Origin of the sequence: Pseudaeromonas sharmana, assembly GCF_042649925.1 — a bacterium.
GTDB classification, from domain to species: Bacteria; Pseudomonadota; Gammaproteobacteria; order Enterobacterales; family Aeromonadaceae; genus Pseudaeromonas; species Pseudaeromonas sharmana.
In genome coordinates, this window is sequence record NZ_JBHSAF010000003.1 from 106,850 (window position 1) to 123,006 (window position 16,157).

Consider the following 16,157-nt stretch of genomic DNA (forward strand, 5'->3'; position numbering starts at 1 on the left):
ATGGAACCACAACGAGGCAAACAATGATGAAAAAGACAGCAATCGCAGTGGCCATCAGTGGCCTGTTTATGGTGGCTGGCGCACAGGCAGCGCCGCAAGACAATACCTGGTATGCCGGTGGCAAACTGGGCTGGTCCAATTTCCAAGTCTCCAAAGATGATGTTTCCAGCACCCTGAACACCTACGACGTGACTCGTCACGATGATGTCGGTGGTGGTGTTTACGGTGGTTATCAGTTCAACAACTGGTTCGGTATCGAAGCCGGTTACGACTATCTCGGCAAGATGGACTTCGACTCTTCTGCCGGCGCGGGCGATCTGCAATCTCAAGGTCTCCAACTGGCAGCCAAACTGAGCTACAACCTGGGTGCCGCGGATATTTACGGCAAGGTGGGTGGTTTCGGTTACCACACCAAGTCGCTGGGTGAGAGCGACGACGGTGTTGCGCCGCTGCTGGCCTTCGGTACCGAATATGCGATCAACCGTGACTGGGCTGCCCGTTTCGAGTACCAGTGGGTGTCCAAGATCGGCGATAAAGAAGATCTGGGCTTCGAGCCGGACAACGGCTTGCTGAGCGTCGGCGTCAACTACCGCTTCGGCCAACAGGCTCCGGCTGTCGCCCCGGCTCCGGCTCCGGAACCTGCTCCGGCTCCGGCTCCGGTCACTGTGACCAAGGAGTTCAGCCTCTCCTCCGACGTACTGTTCGACTTCAACAAGGCCACGCTGAAGCCGGCTGGTGTTGAAGCTCTGGATGGTCTGTATGGCCAGATCAAGGCCGAAACGCCGAAGGATGGTTCTGCGCTGGTGATCGGTTATACCGACCGTATCGGTTCTGACCAGTACAACCAGGCGCTGTCCGAGAAGCGTGCCAAGACCGTTGCCGACTATCTGGTAGGCAAGGGTATCCCGGCTGACAAGATCTCCACCCAAGGTCGTGGTGAAGCGGATCCGGTCACTGGTACCCAGTGTGACGGCGTGAAGGGCAAGAAGAAGCTGATCAGCTGCCTGGCTCCGGATCGTCGTGTCACCATCCAGGTGACTGGCGTCAAGGAAGTGACCGAATAAGCGCGACGCGTTCACGGTCCATACAACGCCAGCCTGCGGGCTGGCGTTGTCATTTCTCCTCCGTTGAAATCACTCAGCAATCGGCTGCGGCTTTTACTTCATGCCCCGCGCTGGCTAGACTTCACCCCCGTCCTCTTTTCTGCCTGGCGTATCATGACGTTTAGTGAACTGGCGCTTGCGCCCTCCCTGCTGGCCAGCTTGCCTGCCACCATAACCACACCTACCCGCATTCAGCAGCTGGCGATCCCGGCCATCCTGGGCGGCCGGGATGTGCTGGCGCTGGCCCAGACCGGTAGCGGCAAGACGCTGGCCTTTGGTCTGCCGTTGTTACAACAGCTCGATGCAACACAACCGCAGGTTCAGGGACTGGTGTTGGTGCCCACCCGCGAGCTGGCGGCGCAGATTGCCGGCGCCTTGCACGCCGGAGCCAGCGCGCTCGGGCTGAGTGTGGTGATGCTGTGCGGCGGCGTCGATCCGGCCAGCCAGCAGGCCGAACTGGCACAAGGGCCGCAGCTGCTGGTGGCCACACCGGGACGGCTGCGCGATCTGCTGGCGCAACAGCTAGTGTCGCTGGATGACGTGCGCCATCTGGTGCTCGACGAAGCCGATCGCCTGCTGGAGATGGGTTTCTGGCCCGATATCCAGGCCCTGCTGGCGCAGATGCCGGCCGAGCGGCAGACCCTGCTCTGTTCGGCCACGCTACCGGCGGCGTTACAGCAGCTGGCGACGGCGCTGCTGCGCGACCCGCTGCGACTGGAGGCCACGCCGCTGAACAGCGTGGTCAGCGAGATTAGCGAACAACTCTATCTGGTGAACAAAAGCAGCAAGGTGGCTGCGCTGATCCAGCTACTGAATACCGAAGCCTGGCCGCAGCTGCTGGTGTTTATCAGTGCGCGCGATCAGGTCGATGCGGTGGTGAAAAAACTGACCAAAGCCGGCATCGCTGCCGCGGCGCTGCATGGCGACAAGGTCCAGGTCGAGCGCGAGCAGGTGCTGGCCGAGTTCAAGCAGGGGCGGCTACGGGTGCTGGTGGCCACCGATTTGCTGGCGCGCGGCATCCACATCGAGGCGCTGCCGGTGGTGGTCAACCTGGATCTGCCGGCCAATGCACCCGTCTATGTGCATCGCATTGGTCGCACCGCGCGGGCGGGGCAGAGCGGGCTGGCGCTGTCGCTGGTCTGTCATGGTGACAGCGAGGCACTGGCGGCGATCCGCACGCTAACGGGCCGGCCATTGCCACTCGACACCTTGGCCAATTTTCCGCTGACCGACACCCCGGCTAGCGGCAGTGGCAAGCGTCCGCCGCGCGACAAACAGGCCAACCGGCGGACCGCCAGCAAGCGCAGTATCAAGCAGTTTCAGCGCAAGGGCTGAGGCTTCTCCGCGCCGCGCTGGCTGCCGGTCAGTCGCGCAACTCATTGGCCAGCCCATGCATCTGTTCGCGCAACCAGCATTGCGCCGGCTGGCGCTCATACAGCGGGTGCCAGACACAGTTCAGGTGATAGGCCGGCATCTGCGCCGGCAGCGTGACGATGCGCAGCGGCCAGCCGCTGGCCAGCATCCGCGCCACGCGCTGCGGCAGCACCAGCAGCTGATCGCTGCGGCTGACGATGGCCGCCGCCGACATATAACTCTGACTGTTGACCGAAATGGTGCGGCTCAACCCCTGTGCCGCGAGGAACTGATCGACGATTGCGTCGCGGGTGCCGAGCGGTGAGTGGAAGACGTGCGGCATGGTGATCAGCGCCTCAAGGCTCAGCGCGTTGCCGACCGCGGGGTGATCGGCACGCACCACGCCGACCAGCGGCTCGGTGAGCCAGGTTTCGCGGCTCAGGTGCGGCGGCACCGACATGTATTCATCGAAGCCAAGCACCAGATCGATGCTGCCGCTGGCCAGCTCGCGTTCCGGCAACTGGTCGCGCAGGATCAGGATCTCCACCTGGATGCCCGGCGCCTGCTGGCGCAGCAGGCCAATCAACGGCGGGATCAGCACGCACTCCACATAGTCGGTGGTGCTGATGACAAAGCGCCGCGTCGAGCTGGCCGGATCGAACGCCTCTTCGTCGCTCAGCTGTTGCTCCAGCAACTGCAGCGCCTGGCGCACCCCGGCATGCAGTTTCTCGGCGCGCGGCGACGGCAACATGCCCTGCGGCGTGCGCACCAGCAGCGGATCATCGAAGAACTGGCGCAGCCGGTTTAGTGCATGGCTCATCGCCGGTTGGCTAATATAAAGCAACTCGGCCGCACGGGTGACGTTGCGCGCTGTCATCAGGGCGTCAAAGGCGAGCAGCAGATTCAGGTCGAGCTGGTGCAGTTTCATCGTCGATTATTCATTTTGTTCATGGGACAATAAATACTATTCATTTGATGGATGATGGTGCAAGTTTCTACACTGCGCAGTATCGCAACCGCCTGTGCTGAGCGTCGACGGCGTCAGCCTCAGGATGCGCTAAGCCAGTCAATCTAACCCAGTGGCGGGTCACGCCCGTCCGTTGCCGCTGTTCTGGCCATCCGCCTGCCAGCGCGAGGAGTCTGTTAATGAGCACACGTTTGAGCACCCTGCCTGCTGCCGATGGTTTCTTCATGCCCGCCGAGTGGGCGCCGCAACAGGCGGTGTGGATGATTTGGCCGTTCCGCCCGGACAACTGGCGCGAAGCCGGCCGTTTTGCCCAGACCACGTTTGCCCAGGTGGCAGAGGCTATCGGTGGCGCGACGCCGGTGTTTATGGGCGTGCCTGGCGAGTTTATGGAGCAGGCTCGCGCCATCATGCCAGCCCATGTCACGCTCGTTGAGATGAACAGCGATGACTGCTGGGCGCGCGATACCGGCCCGACCGTGGTGATCGACGGTCACGGCCACTGCCGCGGTGTCGACTGGGGTTTCAACGCCTGGGGTGGCCACAACGGCGGCCTCTACTTCCCGTGGGAACAGGATGAAGCCGTGGCCGGCCAGATGCTGGCGACGCATGGCTTTGACCACTACAAGGCGCCGCTGATCCTCGAAGGTGGCTCGATCCACGTCGATGGCGAAGGCACCTGTCTGACCACCGCCGAGTGCCTGCTGAACGCCAACCGCAACCCGCATCTGAGCAAGGCGCAGATCGAGCAGCACCTGCGCGACTACCTGAACATTGAACAGGTGATCTGGCTGGAGGAGGGCGTCTACCTGGACGAGACCGACGGCCACATCGACAACATGGCCTGCTTCGCCCGTCCGGGCGAGGTGATCCTGACCTGGACCGATGATGTCAACGACCCGCAGTACGCCCGCTCCAAGGCGGCGCTCGAGGTGCTGGAGAACAGCACCGATGCCAAGGGACGCAAGCTGAAAGTCTGGCTGATCCCGCAACCGGGCCCGCTGTTCTGCAGCGAAGAAGAGGCGCAAGGCGTGGTGGATGGCAGCGGCGTCCCGCGCGAATCCGGCCACCGTCTGGCGGGCTCCTATGTGAATTTCCTGATCAGCAACGACCGCATCGTCTACCCGCTGCTGGATCCGGCCACCGACGGTCTGGCCCAGGCCAAGCTGGAAGAGATCTTCCCCGACCACACCGTGATCGGCGTGCCGGCGCGTGAAATCCTGCTCGGCGGTGGCAACATCCACTGCATCACCCAGCAGATCCCGAGCGGTTACTGAGTTTTCGCGGCGGCCACGCCATCACAGCGCTATCGGTCGGTTGCGGCCGGTGGCGCCACCCCGTCACCGTTTTTTAGGAGGTCCGCATGATTGAAGTGACCGAAGTTTCCATTGCCGAGCTGCGTGCCGCGCTCGAATCTGGCCGCACCACGGCGGTCGAACTGGTTCAGGCCTATCTGGCGCGTATCGACGCCTATGATGGCCCCGAGACCGCGACCAAGCTCAATGCCGTCGTGGTGCGCAACCCCGATGCGCTGAAAGAGGCCCAGGCCTCCGATGAACGCCGCGCCCGGGGTGAGCTCTTGAGCCCGCTGGATGGCATTCCCTACACCGCCAAGGACAGCTACCTGGTCAAGGGGCTGACCGCCGCTTCCGGCAGTCCGGCGTTCAAGGATCTGGTGGCCCAGCGCGACGCCTTCACCATAGAACGGCTGCGCGCCGCCGGGGCGATCTGCCTGGGCAAGACCAATATGCCGCCGATGGCCAATGGCGGCATGCAGCGCGGCGTCTATGGCCGCGCCGAGAGCCCGTATAATGCCGACTACCTGACCGCACCGTTTGCCTCCGGCTCCTCCAACGGCGCCGGTACCGCCACTGCCGCTAGCTTCGCCGCCTTTGGTCTGGCCGAAGAGACCTGGTCCAGCGGCCGGGGCCCGGCCTCCAACAACGGCCTGTGCGCCTACACGCCGTCGCGTGGCGTCATCTCGGTGCGCGGCAACTGGCCGCTGACCCCGACCATGGACGTGGTGGTGCCCTATGCCCGCACTATGGCCGATCTCTTGGAAGTGCTGGAGGTGGTGGTGGCCGACGATGCCGACACCCGTGGCGATCTGTGGCGTCTGCAGCCCTGGGTGCCGATCCCCAAGGCGTCCGAGGTGCGTCCCGCCTCCTATCTCGAGCTGGCAGCCAGCGCCGACAGCCTCAAGGGCAAGCGTCTCGGCGTGCCGCGCATGTTTATCAACAAGGATGAACTGGCCGGCACCAGCGACAACCCCGGCATCGGCGGCCCGACCGGCCAGCGCATCCACACCCGCGCCTCGGTGATTGCGCTGTGGGAGCAGGCCCGTCAGGCGCTGGAAGCCGCCGGCGCCGAGGTCATCGAAGTGGACTTCCCGCTGGTCTCCAACTGCGAAGGCGACAGACCCGGTGCGCCGACGGTATTTAACCGCGGCATCATCAGCCCCGAGTTTCTGCACGACGAGCTGTGGGAGCTCTCCGGCTGGGCGTTCGACGACTTCCTGCGCGCCAACGGTGACCCCAAGCTGAATAAACTGGCCGATGTCGATGGCCCCAAGATTTTCCCCCACGATCCGGGCACATTGCCGAACCGCGAGGGTGATCTGGCGGCCGGCATGGACGAATACGTCAAAATGGCCCAGCGCGGCCTCAAGCGCTTCGACGAGATCGCCTCGGTGCCGGACGGCCTGCGTGGTCTGGAGCAGACCCGCAAGCTGGATCTGGAGGAGTGGATGGATGGGCTGAAGCTCGACGCCGTGCTGTTCCCCACAGTCGCCGACGTCGCCCCGGCCGATGCCGATGTGAATCCGGCCTCCGCCGATATCGCCTGGAGAAACGGCATCTGGGTCGCCAACGGCAACCTGGCGATTCGCCACTTAGGTGTGCCGACCGTCACCGTCCCCATGGGGGTGATGGCCGATATCGGCATGCCGGTGGGGCTGACCTTCGCCGGTCGCGCCTATGACGACAACAACCTGCTGCGTTTTGGCGCCGCGTTCGAGGCCACCGGCAGCAAGCGGCTGGTGCCGCCGCGTACGCCGCCGCTCAAGTGAGGTCAATCCGGCGTATGTGACGCCGGATGTGCCCTGCGTTCGTATATTAAAAACCACCTGCCTGGCAGGTGGTTTTTTATTGCGCAGGTTACAGGAACATACCGCCGGAGGCCTCGATACGCTGGCCAGTGATCCAGCCGCTGTCGTCGGCCAGCAAGGAGGCCACCACAGGGCCAATATCATCCGGCAGACCGACCCGGCCAAGCGCCGTCTGGGCCGCAACCATCTGATTAATGGCCGGATTATCCCGCACCATGCCGCCGCTGAAGTCGGTTTCGATGGCGCCCGGAGCCAGGGTGTTGACCCGGATGCCGCGACTACCCAGTTCCTTGGCCAGATAACGGCTCAACACTTCGACACCGCCCTTCATCACCGCATAGGCCGAGGAGCCCGGCAGCGAGAAGCGCGCCAGTCCACTGGAGATATTCAGGATCCGCCCGCCATCGGCGAGCGATGGCAGCAGGGCCTGGGTCAGGAAGTAGGGGGCTTTCAGATGGATGCGGAACAGTTCGTCAAACTGCGCCTCCGTGGTATCGACGAAGGCAGCATGCAGGCCGGTACCGGCATTGTTCACCAGCGCATCGAAATGCGGGCGCTGCCATTCGCGCTCCAGCAGGGTGCTCACCTCGGCGGCGAAGCCGGCAAAGCGGCTGCTGTCGCCCACATCCAGCTGCAGCACGGCCACCTGGGCCCCTAACGCCCGCACCTCGGCGGCGATCGACTCGGCCTCGTCGTGGCGGCTATGGTAGGTCAGTATCAAATCCATACCCCGTTGCGCCAGATGCAGCGCCATATTGCGTCCCAGCCCTCGGCTGCCGCCGGTAATCAAGGCAATCTTTCGGTTCATGTGGTGGCTCTCCTGATGCGGGCTCATTCCCGATAACATCAGTCTATTGATTTGCCGTGGCAGATAAATCCGTCTTATTTTGTTAGATTGTTTATCTGATTTTGACAATGGTGCAGTTATGGACCAATTACAGGCCATGCGGGTCTATCTGAGAGTCGCCGAACTCGGCAGTTTTACGGCGGCGGCGGACAACCTCGGCATGCTCAAGGCCAGCGTCTCCAATGCGGTACGGCAGCTGGAACAGGAACTCGGCACCCGGCTGTTGCACCGCACCACCCGCAAGGTGCAGATGACGCAAGACGGCCAGCAGTACTATGAACGCTGCCGCGATCTGCTGGCGGATTTCGAGGAGCTGACCACCCTGTTCAGCGCCAGCGAGGATCGGCAACTGCGCGGCCGCTTGCGGGTCGATATGCCGCTGGCGCTGGCCCGTATTCGGGTGATTCCCCATCTGCCGGAGTTCCTGCTGCGCCATCCGCAGCTGGAGATTGAACTCAGCAGCACGGATCGGCGCGTCGACATGGTACGCGAGGGTTTTGACTGCGTGGTGCGGGTCGGCGGTGTGGGGGAGCAGGGGGTGATCGCGTTACCACTGGGCGAGCTGGCCCAGTGCAATTGTGCCAGCCCCGGCTACCTGCAACGCTATGGTATGCCACAGCAGCTGGCCGATCTGGCCGCCCATCAGCTGGTGCACTATGCCCAATCCCTCGGCAGCCGACCGACTGGCTTTGAATATCAGGATGCCGAGGGGCAACTGCAACGGCTGGCGATGCCGGGCAGTGTGACGGTGAATAACTCCGATGCCTATCAGCAGGCGGCCCTGGCCGGGTTGGGCATTATCCAGGTGCCACGGCGCGGCGTACAGAGCGGGCTGGATAGCGGCAGCTTGGTCGAGATCCTGCCGCTGTATGTCCCGCCGCCGTTGCCGGTCTCCCTGCTGTATGCCAACCGGCGGCAGCTGCCCCTGCGGGTACGCCGTTTTATGACCTGGCTGCAGGAGCTGCTAAAACCGGAATTACAGGGGTAAATTCGCTGCCAGCGGTTTTGAGGTTCAGGCGAGACAACCTCTCTCGCCTTCGCTCATTGACGGGTATTACCGTCGGGCGTTTTGTTTATTTTCGTATCGGGGCGTCATTAAATCAATTTAACTATCTGTGATGATGAAATATCACTGGTTTTTTCACGCGAACAATATTGAGCTATGTGTAGGGGTGATTAGCGCAGCGTAATCGCCCGCGTGGGAGGCGAAAACAAAGCCTGTGCTATAAATGTTCTCTCGACAAGCAGGATACAATCTTGGTTAATTTTTAATTCAAGTTAATCCATTAACCATGGACGCTATTTTATACGGGCGATTACGCTACGCTAATCGCCCATACGGTCCTCCGCGCTCCTGCGGCCCTTTTATCATTGATTCTTTTTTCTGCGTGGCTCTCATTTTTTGGCTGGTTGGTTTCTGTTTTTTATGATTAACTTCATGCGTTTTTAAGTTTTGGATTGTTAAGTCATAATTAACAAAAAGCATGGAGAATAAAATGAAGTTTCAAGATTTAGCTGTAGTTTCACTTGCCAGCTGCGCATTGTTTCTGACGGGATGTGCGACCGTGCCATTGGCGGATACACAAGCAGAGACTCAAGCCAAAAGTTTTTCTGCTCCTGAAAACAACATGGCTGCCCTGTATATCTACCGTGACAGTTTCGTTGGCAAGGGATTGAAAAAGGATATTTTTGTTGACGGCAAGTGTGTCGGCGAGTCGGCAGACAGAACTTTCTTCTACCAGCTGGTCGAAGGCGGTAAAGATCACGCGGTTACGACCGAGTCCGAGTTTTCCCCCAACAAACTCTCTATTCATACTGAACCGGGGAAAAATTATTTCATCCGCCAGTATATAAAGATGGGTGTGTTTGTTGGTGGGGCGAATGTGGAAAGCGTGTCTGAAGAGGAAGGCAAGCGCGTCGTATCCAAGGATGTTGTTCGCTTGGCTCAGCCCGGCACCTGTAGCGCCAAGTAGGAATTTATTTCTGCGCTAGCCGGATAAAAAGCAGGGGCCGTCGGCCCCTGTTCTGTTTTATCACGAACAGCGTCGAATTATTAACGATGTGTTCATTCCGTTAAGTGCAAAACTGTTGGACTAGATATATTAACCGTCAATTGTCCAGCCGGCCGGCGATTCCATCATGGAATAGGTAACACAGAATGGTTGATCTGCATGTGGCGGCGATTAGCGCAGCATCATTGCCTGCATGGAAAACGAAAATAAGGTCTAAACGATTAATGCCCCCCGAGACGTTGTATAAGAGCTTGGTTAATTTTTAATTAAATTTAATGCGTTAAACCTGAACGCACTTTTATACGGGCGATTACGCTACGCTAATCGCCCCTACGGCCTATCGGTGAAAACGGTATGCGAATTGGCACGGCACGTAGGTTGGGCTGAGCTGGCGAAGCCCAACGTTTACCGCGCAACTACTCGTGCCCCAACAGGATAGCGTCTGCGGCACTCCAATCCGCCGCCATCCAACCCCGTTCGATAAATTGGTGAATCGACGAGTGTGGCCATTCGACGGGCAAGCGGTCGTGGCCATGTTTGACTGGGTTGTAATGGATGTAGTCCACATGTGCTTGCAAGTCGGCATCATCCTGAATCTGGTGCTCCCAATAGCGGCGCTGCCAGATCCCGCGTTCACGCTTGTGGAGACGACTCTGCCGGATGGCTTCGCTTTTCGGCAGGCTGCGGGAAAAGCCGGCTTTAATCAACGACCAGCGCATGGGGTAATCCGCATCGTCGGCGGGCAGCGTCCAAATCGCATGCAGATGCTCAGGCAGCACCACCATGGCGACAATCTCGAATGGGTGACGATTTTTGACCTCGCGCGTCACATCACGCAGCAAATCGACATGGCGGATCAGCAAATCATGTCCGCGCTCAGCCAGGTTAACAGTGAAAAACCAAGTTGCCCCTTGGACATTGGCTCTGCGGTAGAGCATGGGTGACATCCTACTCGCGGTAAACGTTGGGCTTCATTTCATTCAGCCCAACCTACTCCGGGTGATGGATTTTCCAAACCTGCTACTTGCTCTTTGCTCTGCTGCTCGATGAAAGTTGGGCTTCGTAAACTCGACCCAATCTACAACTTAATGTGCCGCCAGTTCGCGGAATAGGGACGGGTTATCGGCGATGGTGGCTAGCACCTTGGCGGCGAGGCCGGTCGGGTTACCGCTTGCCCTTGCTGCCGAACGCCCGCTTCTTGGCGCGCTGTTTCTCGGCAGCCTTGCCGTGGCGGCGCGGGGCGGGGGCGCTGCGCGTCAGATCCGGTTCGAAGCCGGGGAACCACTGCTGCGGCAGGCGCCGATCGAGCAGCGACTCCAGCTCCTCCAGCAGCAGGCTGTCGTCGACGCTGAACAGGGTGATCGCCAGACCGTTGCGTCCGGCACGACCGGTGCGGCCGATGCGGTGCACATAATCTTCCGGCTGGAACGGCAGCTCGAGATTGAGCACATAGTCCAGCTCGGGAATGTCCAGGCCACGGGCGGCGACATCGGTGGCGACCAGCGCCTGCAGGCTGCCGTCGCGGAAATCCTGCAACACCTGTTCGCGCGCGCTCTGCGACAGATCGCCATGCAGGGCGCGGGCGCCGATCTGCCGTGCCGCCAGCGCCTTGGCCAGCTGGTCGCAGCCCTGACGGGTGCGGCTGAAAATCAGCACCGGGCGGTAGCCGCTGACCTGGATCAGATGGCTGACCAGCTCGGCCTTGCGTTCGCTGTCGACCACGTAGACGCGCTGCTCGATCTCGCCGGCGGCGCTGTTGCGCGGCGCCACCTCGATGCGCAGCGGATCCCGCAGCCGGCTCTTTGCCAGCTGGTAGACGCCGTCGTTGAAGGTGGCGGAGAACAGCAGCGTCTGGCGCGCAACCGGCAGTTGCGCCAGCAGCGCGTTGATCTCGTCGGCAAAGCCCATGTCCAGCATGCGATCGGCCTCATCCAGCACCAGCACCTCAACACCCGAGAGCGACACCACCCCCTGACGCAGGTGGTCCAGCAGCCGGCCCGGCGTGGCGATCACCAGCTCGACACCGGCTTGCAGCACCTCGGCCTGGGCGGCGATGCTGACGCCGCCATAGACCAGTGCGGCGCGCAGCCCGGTGCCGGCGCCATAGCGCTCGACACTCTGGTGCACCTGCAGCGCCAGCTCGCGGGTCGGCACCAGCACCAGGGCGCGCACCGGGGTGGTCGCGGCGGCCGCTGTGGTCAGCAGCCGTTGCAGGATCGGCAGCACGAATGCGGCGGTCTTGCCGGTGCCGGTCTGGGCGCCGGCCAGCAGATCACGACCGGCCAGAATCGGCGCGATCGCCTGCTGCTGGATCGGGGTCGGCTGCGTGTAACCGAGCTGTTGCAGGTTGCTGAGCAGGCGCGGATCGAGGGCAAATTCGGCAAAGGACATGGTGGACACCTTGGGGCTGGAAACGGGATCAGGCCCGGCGCGGCGGGCGGTGCGCCATGGTAGCAGATTGCCGCCTGGCACGCAGGCGGCGGACACACTAGTGCGGGATCAGCGTCAGCAGCCAGGGCGGCAGGTGAGCATCGGAGAACAGGAACCAAAGACCGGCCAGCAGGCTGCAGTTCAGCAGCACCGTCAACCAGAACAGGCGCAAAAAGGCGCCTTTGCGGGTCTTGTGGCGCAGCTGGCGCTGGGCGAACAGGGCACCGGGCCAACCGCCACACAGGCCGCACAACAGCAGGGTCCGCTCCGGGATGCGCTCGCCGTTTTGCAGGGCTCGCGCTTTGTCAAACAGGTACAGCAACCAGGCCAGCAGGCTCATGCCGGTGTAGAGCAGTGCCACCGGGATCGGCAGCACGCCGGTGGCGGTCAATCCGGCCAGCAGCAGGCAGAACAGCAGGGTAAACAGCGGGGCCAGATAGCTCATGTGGCGTGCCGCGAGCAGGGTCTCCGGCGTTTCACCGCGCACGTAGCAGATTTCGCGCGCCACCGGTCGCCCCTGTTCATCTTTGCCGAGCTTGTAGATCAGCAGATCGCCGATGGCCGGATGGCGCGAGCGGTCGAGAAATTCGCGCCGGTGCACGAACGCACGGGTGCCGCCGCCATTCGGCTCGACAAAACCATATCCTTTCTCGTCATTCCATTGAAATAGCGGGCCCTGATAACGCATGTTTGTCTCACTCGGGTCTTGTTGATGTGTCGATCTTGCCGCGTGCCGTCAGCGCTGTCGAGTCTGGGCGTGCGATCCCGTTGTCGCGGTCACAGCTCACTCCACCAGTTCTATGCCGAGACCGAGCAGCAGGCGCAGCGCCTCGAAGCGGCTGAAGCGTGCGCCCTGCAGCCGGTTGTTGAGCGGATCGATGTCGTAGTCGCGGGCGTCGCTGAAGTCCGCCGCCTCCAGGTTGGTCTGGCCGAACAGGCTGCCGGCCAGATCGCTGCCCCGAAAATCGGCGCGGCGCAGACTCGCCTCACGGAAGTCGACGTCTCGTAGCTGACAGTCTCGCAGGACCAGCTGATCCAGCGGCAGGGCGAAGAAACTGCCATCATCCAGCAGGCAGCGCGCGAAGCTTAGCCGAGGCTGCGGCGCCAGCAGCGGCGTGCTGGCGCGGGTCCAGTCAACGCCCAGCAGCTTGCACTCCTGAAATGTCACGCCGGCCAGTTCGGTGAACGGCAGCTGCCACAGGCTCAGATTGCAGCGCTCGAAAAGACACTCCCGCACCTGACCGTGCCGCCAGACGGCGCCGGTCAGATCGCAGTCGAGGAAGTGACATGCCTCGAAGCGCGCCGCCGACAGGGTATGACCTGGCAGCTTGAGGTGGCGAAAGTCGGTATCGTAGTACTCGGTATTGGATATCCATGTGGCAGCGGGTTTCGCCATGGGGCTCTCCTGTGGCTGCGGCTCAGTGCTGCCGGGGCAGGGGTTTGAGCGGGTCGAGCCAGAGTTCGTGACGTTGTAACGGCGTGTCGGCCGGCAGGAACGGGTTGTCGAGATAGAAGATGCGCCGGCCCGGTAGTTTGGCTTGTTCCAGTACCGGAAGGTAGTAGTCGAAGAAAAAACGGTCGAAGCTGCCATCGGCCTGCATCTGTTCCAGGCCGGCTTGCAGGCGTCTGGCCAGTGCCGGGTTATTGCGGCTGACATAGAAGAACACCGGATAGCGGTAGACCAGCAGCAGCGTTTGCTCAATGGCCAGTTCGGGGTGGTGTTCTCGCTGGGCCGCGTACTCCAGCGGCGCCTCGTTGACGCCGCGCGGGAAGTAGTCAAAGCGGCCGCTGGCCAGCATATGGAACAGGTTCTGGTAGCTTTCGCCGGTCGTCACGCTGAATCCGTTGTGCTGGTAAATTTTGATGTCTCCCCAGTTGGCACCCTGACCAAGCCGCAACTGCTTGAGCTCATCCAGAGTTCGGATGGCGCTGAAGCGTGGTTGGTCTGCCTGGCGGATCAGGAAGATGCGGTAGCCCAACAGCCCTTTAAGCAGCGGAAACGGGATGCGGATCATCTGACTGTCGAGATCCGGGTGTCCGGCATCGCTCCACATCAGGTTGATGCGCTTGCCGCGGATTGCCTCGTTGTTCAGTCGGCGCGACGTCATCTTCCCGGTATAGGGCTGCAACTGATACGGGCCGAAGCGGGCGGCAGTGCGCGCCATCAGTTCGGCAATCAGCCGGTATTCATAGGTGTAGCGCACGGCGTCTTCCGGCTGCTGGAGGTAGCGCACCAGCAGGGGCGCCGGCTCATTGGCGTGCAGTGTATGGGCACTGGCCAGGTGCGGGTTGAACCACAACAGCAAGCACAGCCAGAACAGGCGTGAGCGCAGCGACATGACTTGGTTCCGTTGGCGAACTGACATGAGTCTAGTCGCTGCCGGCGCCGATGACCGCGATAGTGTCTCGCTTTTGCCCCATGGCTGCGGGTCAGTGCGACGGCGAGTGCATGCGCCCACCCACAGTCCGGGTTAGTCCGTGCGGGTCGACGCAGTCAGCGCCGTGGCCGGATCGGCAAACAGGAAGCGCAGGCCAAGGCGTAGCGCGCTCTTGGCATCGTCACCTGCGCCGCTGGCCATCAGCTGGGTGTGCAAGGTCAGGCCGGGGTAGTGACGGCTGGCAAGCTTGCTGGCGATCTGCTGCAGCAAGGTGCCCTGCGGCCCGCGCTGCTGGGCGAGGAATACGCGCGCCGGCAGGTCGTCACTCTGGCCGGCGTATTGGCCTTCGAGCGTCATGGCGAGGGCCTCATTGACCAGTGCCGGATCGGTGATCAGGTAGCGGTTGAACAGGCCGGTGGACTGAAACAGCGCATAGTAACCAAACAGGCCACCGAGCTCGGTGCCCACCAGTGTCCGTTCATCCGGCGCGGCACGATACTGGGTCTCGATGAATGGAACTATCTCGGCGCGCAGCGTGTTCAGGAACTGGGCCGCCCGGCCGCTGTCAGCCTGACCTGCCGTCGGATAGGGTGACAGGTCGCGCTGACGCTCGGTGGTAAAATCCGGCTGTTCGCCCTCGGCCAACCAGGCCAGGGTGTCGTCATCGGCTACCCAACTGATGCCGACGACGATCAGCTCCGGAGCCTGCTGCTGGTAGTAGAGGTTCAGCGCATGGCCGACGACATCCGGAAACCAGCGTTGACCATCCAGTACATACAGCACCGGGTATTGTTTGCCGATGTCGCGGGCATAGCCCGGCGGCAGGCTGACTGACAGCTGATAGTGCAGACCGCTCTGGCTGGCGCGTAACGTGTGCGTCTCCGGGGTGATCTTGATGCGCAACGGTGCTTCGGCCGCGATCGACGGCATGGCTGCGGCCAACAGGCTGCACCACAGGCACAGCAGGGGGAAAAACAGTCTCATGGTTCTTTTCCTTGTGCCCGCGCCAGCGCTGGGGGTGACGCGACAGTGGACGGCGGTTGCCGGTTGAGCGCATCAGCACGTCAGCAGAGCGCCGCCGGGATGTCGGTTCGCGCCTTGTGGTGTGCGGTGCATGCTGGTGGCGGATGGTAACGTAATGACTCGAATCTGAAAAGGGTTTCATGGCGGCCATGCCAGCATTAGCCTGAGGATGATGGCTGGCGGCAGCACAGGATATTAAATTGAATTTAGATCGATTCAGCTTCGCTTTCTTGCCGTGAACATGCGTGCAAAAGCTCTTGTTGATACAAGTGAGACTGCTCGCTAGTATGCGCGCAAAATCAGCAGGCTTATTCCAGCCAGACTTGGTGAAAGTCGAGGTGATGCAGCCACTCGCGCAGGATCAGCAGCGCGCCGGCGGCGTCGTTATTCGGCAGTGGCCAGCCGTTGGCCAGGGGATCGCCCTCACTGCGCGCCGCCAGTTGCTGGAAATGGCGTTCGACCTGGTCCCGGCTCAAATTGCGTTCCCCTACGCTGGGGCGCAGCAAGGCGAGCGGAGGACAGATGACATGCAGACTGCCGGGTTGCAGCCAGCGCGTCAGCGGCATGATCTGATCCTCGGTGACGGCAATGGCACGCTCCAGCTCATAAGGGCTGGGCGGAGAGTGGCGCAGGGGGCCATGCCCGAGCTGGCGAAAGCCGAGTGCTAGCTGGTGCTGACGTTTGGCGTCGAGACCGGCATGCAGGCAGCTGAGCTGCTCGGCATCGATCTGCAGCAGAGTCAGGGGTCGGGTGCCGGTTTCGCTTTGCAGCGCATGCCAGCGGGCCGCGAGCGTGACAGGAAGGGGGAGCATACTTACCTCGGCAAGGAGCGGAGACCTGTAGATTGCGCCTCGAAAATTGATTTATGTCAAGGTGTTGCTCAGCGCCATCCGTGGTGATGACCAGCATGCGGGTAAATGAATGTCATGGCTGCACCGCGC

General features: G+C 61.8%; 15 protein-coding genes. 6 read left to right on the top strand and 9 right to left on the bottom strand.

Features of this window, described 5'->3' with window-relative positions:
* The first annotated feature begins 26 nt into the window (after positions 1-26).
* Complete coding sequence (ompA, locus tag ACFOSS_RS05360; RefSeq protein WP_377151099.1) at positions 27-1,064, top strand: porin OmpA; 1,038 nt, start codon at positions 27-29, stop codon at positions 1,062-1,064.
* A 153-nt stretch (positions 1,065-1,217) separates the two neighbouring features.
* Positions 1,218-2,438, top strand: a complete 1,221-nt coding sequence (locus ACFOSS_RS05365; protein WP_377151100.1) for a DEAD/DEAH box helicase — start codon at positions 1,218-1,220, stop codon at positions 2,436-2,438.
* Between the two features lie 28 nt (positions 2,439-2,466).
* Here ACFOSS_RS05365 and ACFOSS_RS05370 read toward each other — a convergent pair whose 3' ends face one another.
* Entirely contained in the window at positions 2,467-3,384 is a 918-nt protein-coding gene (locus ACFOSS_RS05370; protein ID WP_377151101.1) for a LysR family transcriptional regulator, read from the bottom strand.
* Positions 3,385-3,602: 218 nt separating this feature from the next.
* Between ACFOSS_RS05370 and aguA the strand changes: the two genes are divergently transcribed.
* Complete coding sequence (gene aguA, locus ACFOSS_RS05375; RefSeq protein WP_377151103.1) at positions 3,603-4,697, top strand: agmatine deiminase; 1,095 nt, start codon at positions 3,603-3,605, stop codon at positions 4,695-4,697.
* Between the two features lie 86 nt (positions 4,698-4,783).
* Entirely contained in the window at positions 4,784-6,487 is a 1,704-nt protein-coding gene (locus ACFOSS_RS05380; protein WP_377151104.1) for an amidase, read from the top strand.
* A gap of 88 nt (positions 6,488-6,575) precedes the next feature.
* Here the strand turns inward: ACFOSS_RS05380 and ACFOSS_RS05385 are convergent, their stop codons facing one another.
* Complete coding sequence (locus tag ACFOSS_RS05385) at positions 6,576-7,334, bottom strand: SDR family NAD(P)-dependent oxidoreductase (RefSeq protein WP_377151105.1); 759 nt, start codon at positions 7,332-7,334, stop codon at positions 6,576-6,578.
* Between the two features lie 118 nt (positions 7,335-7,452).
* Between ACFOSS_RS05385 and ACFOSS_RS05390 the strand changes: the two genes are divergently transcribed.
* Positions 7,453-8,361, top strand: a complete 909-nt coding sequence (locus ACFOSS_RS05390; RefSeq protein ID WP_377151106.1) for a LysR family transcriptional regulator — start codon at positions 7,453-7,455, stop codon at positions 8,359-8,361.
* Positions 8,362-8,869: 508 nt separating this feature from the next.
* On the top strand, positions 8,870-9,346 hold the full coding sequence (locus ACFOSS_RS05395; protein WP_377151108.1) for a DUF2846 domain-containing protein: 477 nt from the start codon (positions 8,870-8,872) through the stop codon (positions 9,344-9,346).
* Between the two features lie 455 nt (positions 9,347-9,801).
* Here ACFOSS_RS05395 and ACFOSS_RS05400 read toward each other — a convergent pair whose 3' ends face one another.
* The 7 genes from ACFOSS_RS05400 to ACFOSS_RS05430 form a co-directional block, all read right to left on the bottom strand.
* A complete protein-coding gene (locus ACFOSS_RS05400) occupies positions 9,802-10,323 on the bottom strand; it encodes an REP-associated tyrosine transposase (protein ID WP_377151109.1) in 522 nt (173 codons plus the stop codon).
* A 226-nt stretch (positions 10,324-10,549) separates the two neighbouring features.
* Entirely contained in the window at positions 10,550-11,785 is a 1,236-nt protein-coding gene (locus tag ACFOSS_RS05405) for a DEAD/DEAH box helicase (RefSeq protein ID WP_377151110.1), read from the bottom strand.
* Between the two features lie 88 nt (positions 11,786-11,873).
* The gene (locus tag ACFOSS_RS05410; RefSeq protein ID WP_377151111.1) at positions 11,874-12,503 is read right to left on the bottom strand and encodes a DUF1294 domain-containing protein; all 630 of its coding nucleotides are present in this window, start codon (positions 12,501-12,503) and stop codon (positions 11,874-11,876) included.
* Between the two features lie 96 nt (positions 12,504-12,599).
* Positions 12,600-13,211: a pentapeptide repeat-containing protein gene (locus tag ACFOSS_RS05415; protein ID WP_377151112.1), complete on the bottom strand. Its 612-nt coding sequence runs from the start codon at positions 13,209-13,211 to the stop codon at positions 12,600-12,602.
* A gap of 22 nt (positions 13,212-13,233) precedes the next feature.
* A complete protein-coding gene (locus ACFOSS_RS05420) occupies positions 13,234-14,154 on the bottom strand; it encodes a substrate-binding periplasmic protein (RefSeq protein WP_377151113.1) in 921 nt (306 codons plus the stop codon).
* Between the two features lie 132 nt (positions 14,155-14,286).
* Positions 14,287-15,177, bottom strand: coding sequence for an alpha/beta hydrolase (locus ACFOSS_RS05425; protein ID WP_377151114.1), 891 nt, complete (start codon positions 15,175-15,177; stop codon positions 14,287-14,289).
* Positions 15,178-15,524: 347 nt separating this feature from the next.
* A complete protein-coding gene (locus ACFOSS_RS05430) occupies positions 15,525-16,028 on the bottom strand; it encodes a hypothetical protein (protein ID WP_377151115.1) in 504 nt (167 codons plus the stop codon).
* Between the last annotated feature and the right edge of the window lie 129 nt (positions 16,029-16,157).

Bases quoted from the DNA above. Each gene is read 5' to 3' on its own strand.
- ACFOSS_RS05425 (WP_377151114.1), bottom strand. From the start codon at position 15,177: ATGAGACTGTTTTTCCCCCTGCTGTGCCTGTGGTGCAGCCTGTTGGCC.
- ompA (WP_377151099.1), top strand. From the start codon at position 27: ATGAAAAAGACAGCAATCGCAGTGGCCATCAGTGGCCTGTTTATGGTG.
- ACFOSS_RS05370 (WP_377151101.1), bottom strand. From the start codon at position 3,384: ATGAAACTGCACCAGCTCGACCTGAATCTGCTGCTCGCCTTTGACGCC.
- ACFOSS_RS05365 (WP_377151100.1), top strand. From the start codon at position 1,218: ATGACGTTTAGTGAACTGGCGCTTGCGCCCTCCCTGCTGGCCAGCTTG.
- ACFOSS_RS05430 (WP_377151115.1), bottom strand. From the start codon at position 16,028: ATGCTCCCCCTTCCTGTCACGCTCGCGGCCCGCTGGCATGCGCTGCAA.
- ACFOSS_RS05400 (WP_377151109.1), bottom strand. From the start codon at position 10,323: ATGCTCTACCGCAGAGCCAATGTCCAAGGGGCAACTTGGTTTTTCACT.
- ACFOSS_RS05390 (WP_377151106.1), top strand. From the start codon at position 7,453: ATGGACCAATTACAGGCCATGCGGGTCTATCTGAGAGTCGCCGAACTC.
- ACFOSS_RS05395 (WP_377151108.1), top strand. From the start codon at position 8,870: ATGAAGTTTCAAGATTTAGCTGTAGTTTCACTTGCCAGCTGCGCATTG.
- ACFOSS_RS05410 (WP_377151111.1), bottom strand. From the start codon at position 12,503: ATGCGTTATCAGGGCCCGCTATTTCAATGGAATGACGAGAAAGGATAT.
- ACFOSS_RS05385 (WP_377151105.1), bottom strand. From the start codon at position 7,334: ATGAACCGAAAGATTGCCTTGATTACCGGCGGCAGCCGAGGGCTGGGA.
- ACFOSS_RS05420 (WP_377151113.1), bottom strand. From the start codon at position 14,154: ATGTCGCTGCGCTCACGCCTGTTCTGGCTGTGCTTGCTGTTGTGGTTC.
- ACFOSS_RS05415 (WP_377151112.1), bottom strand. From the start codon at position 13,211: ATGGCGAAACCCGCTGCCACATGGATATCCAATACCGAGTACTACGAT.
- aguA (WP_377151103.1), top strand. From the start codon at position 3,603: ATGAGCACACGTTTGAGCACCCTGCCTGCTGCCGATGGTTTCTTCATG.
- ACFOSS_RS05380 (WP_377151104.1), top strand. From the start codon at position 4,784: ATGATTGAAGTGACCGAAGTTTCCATTGCCGAGCTGCGTGCCGCGCTC.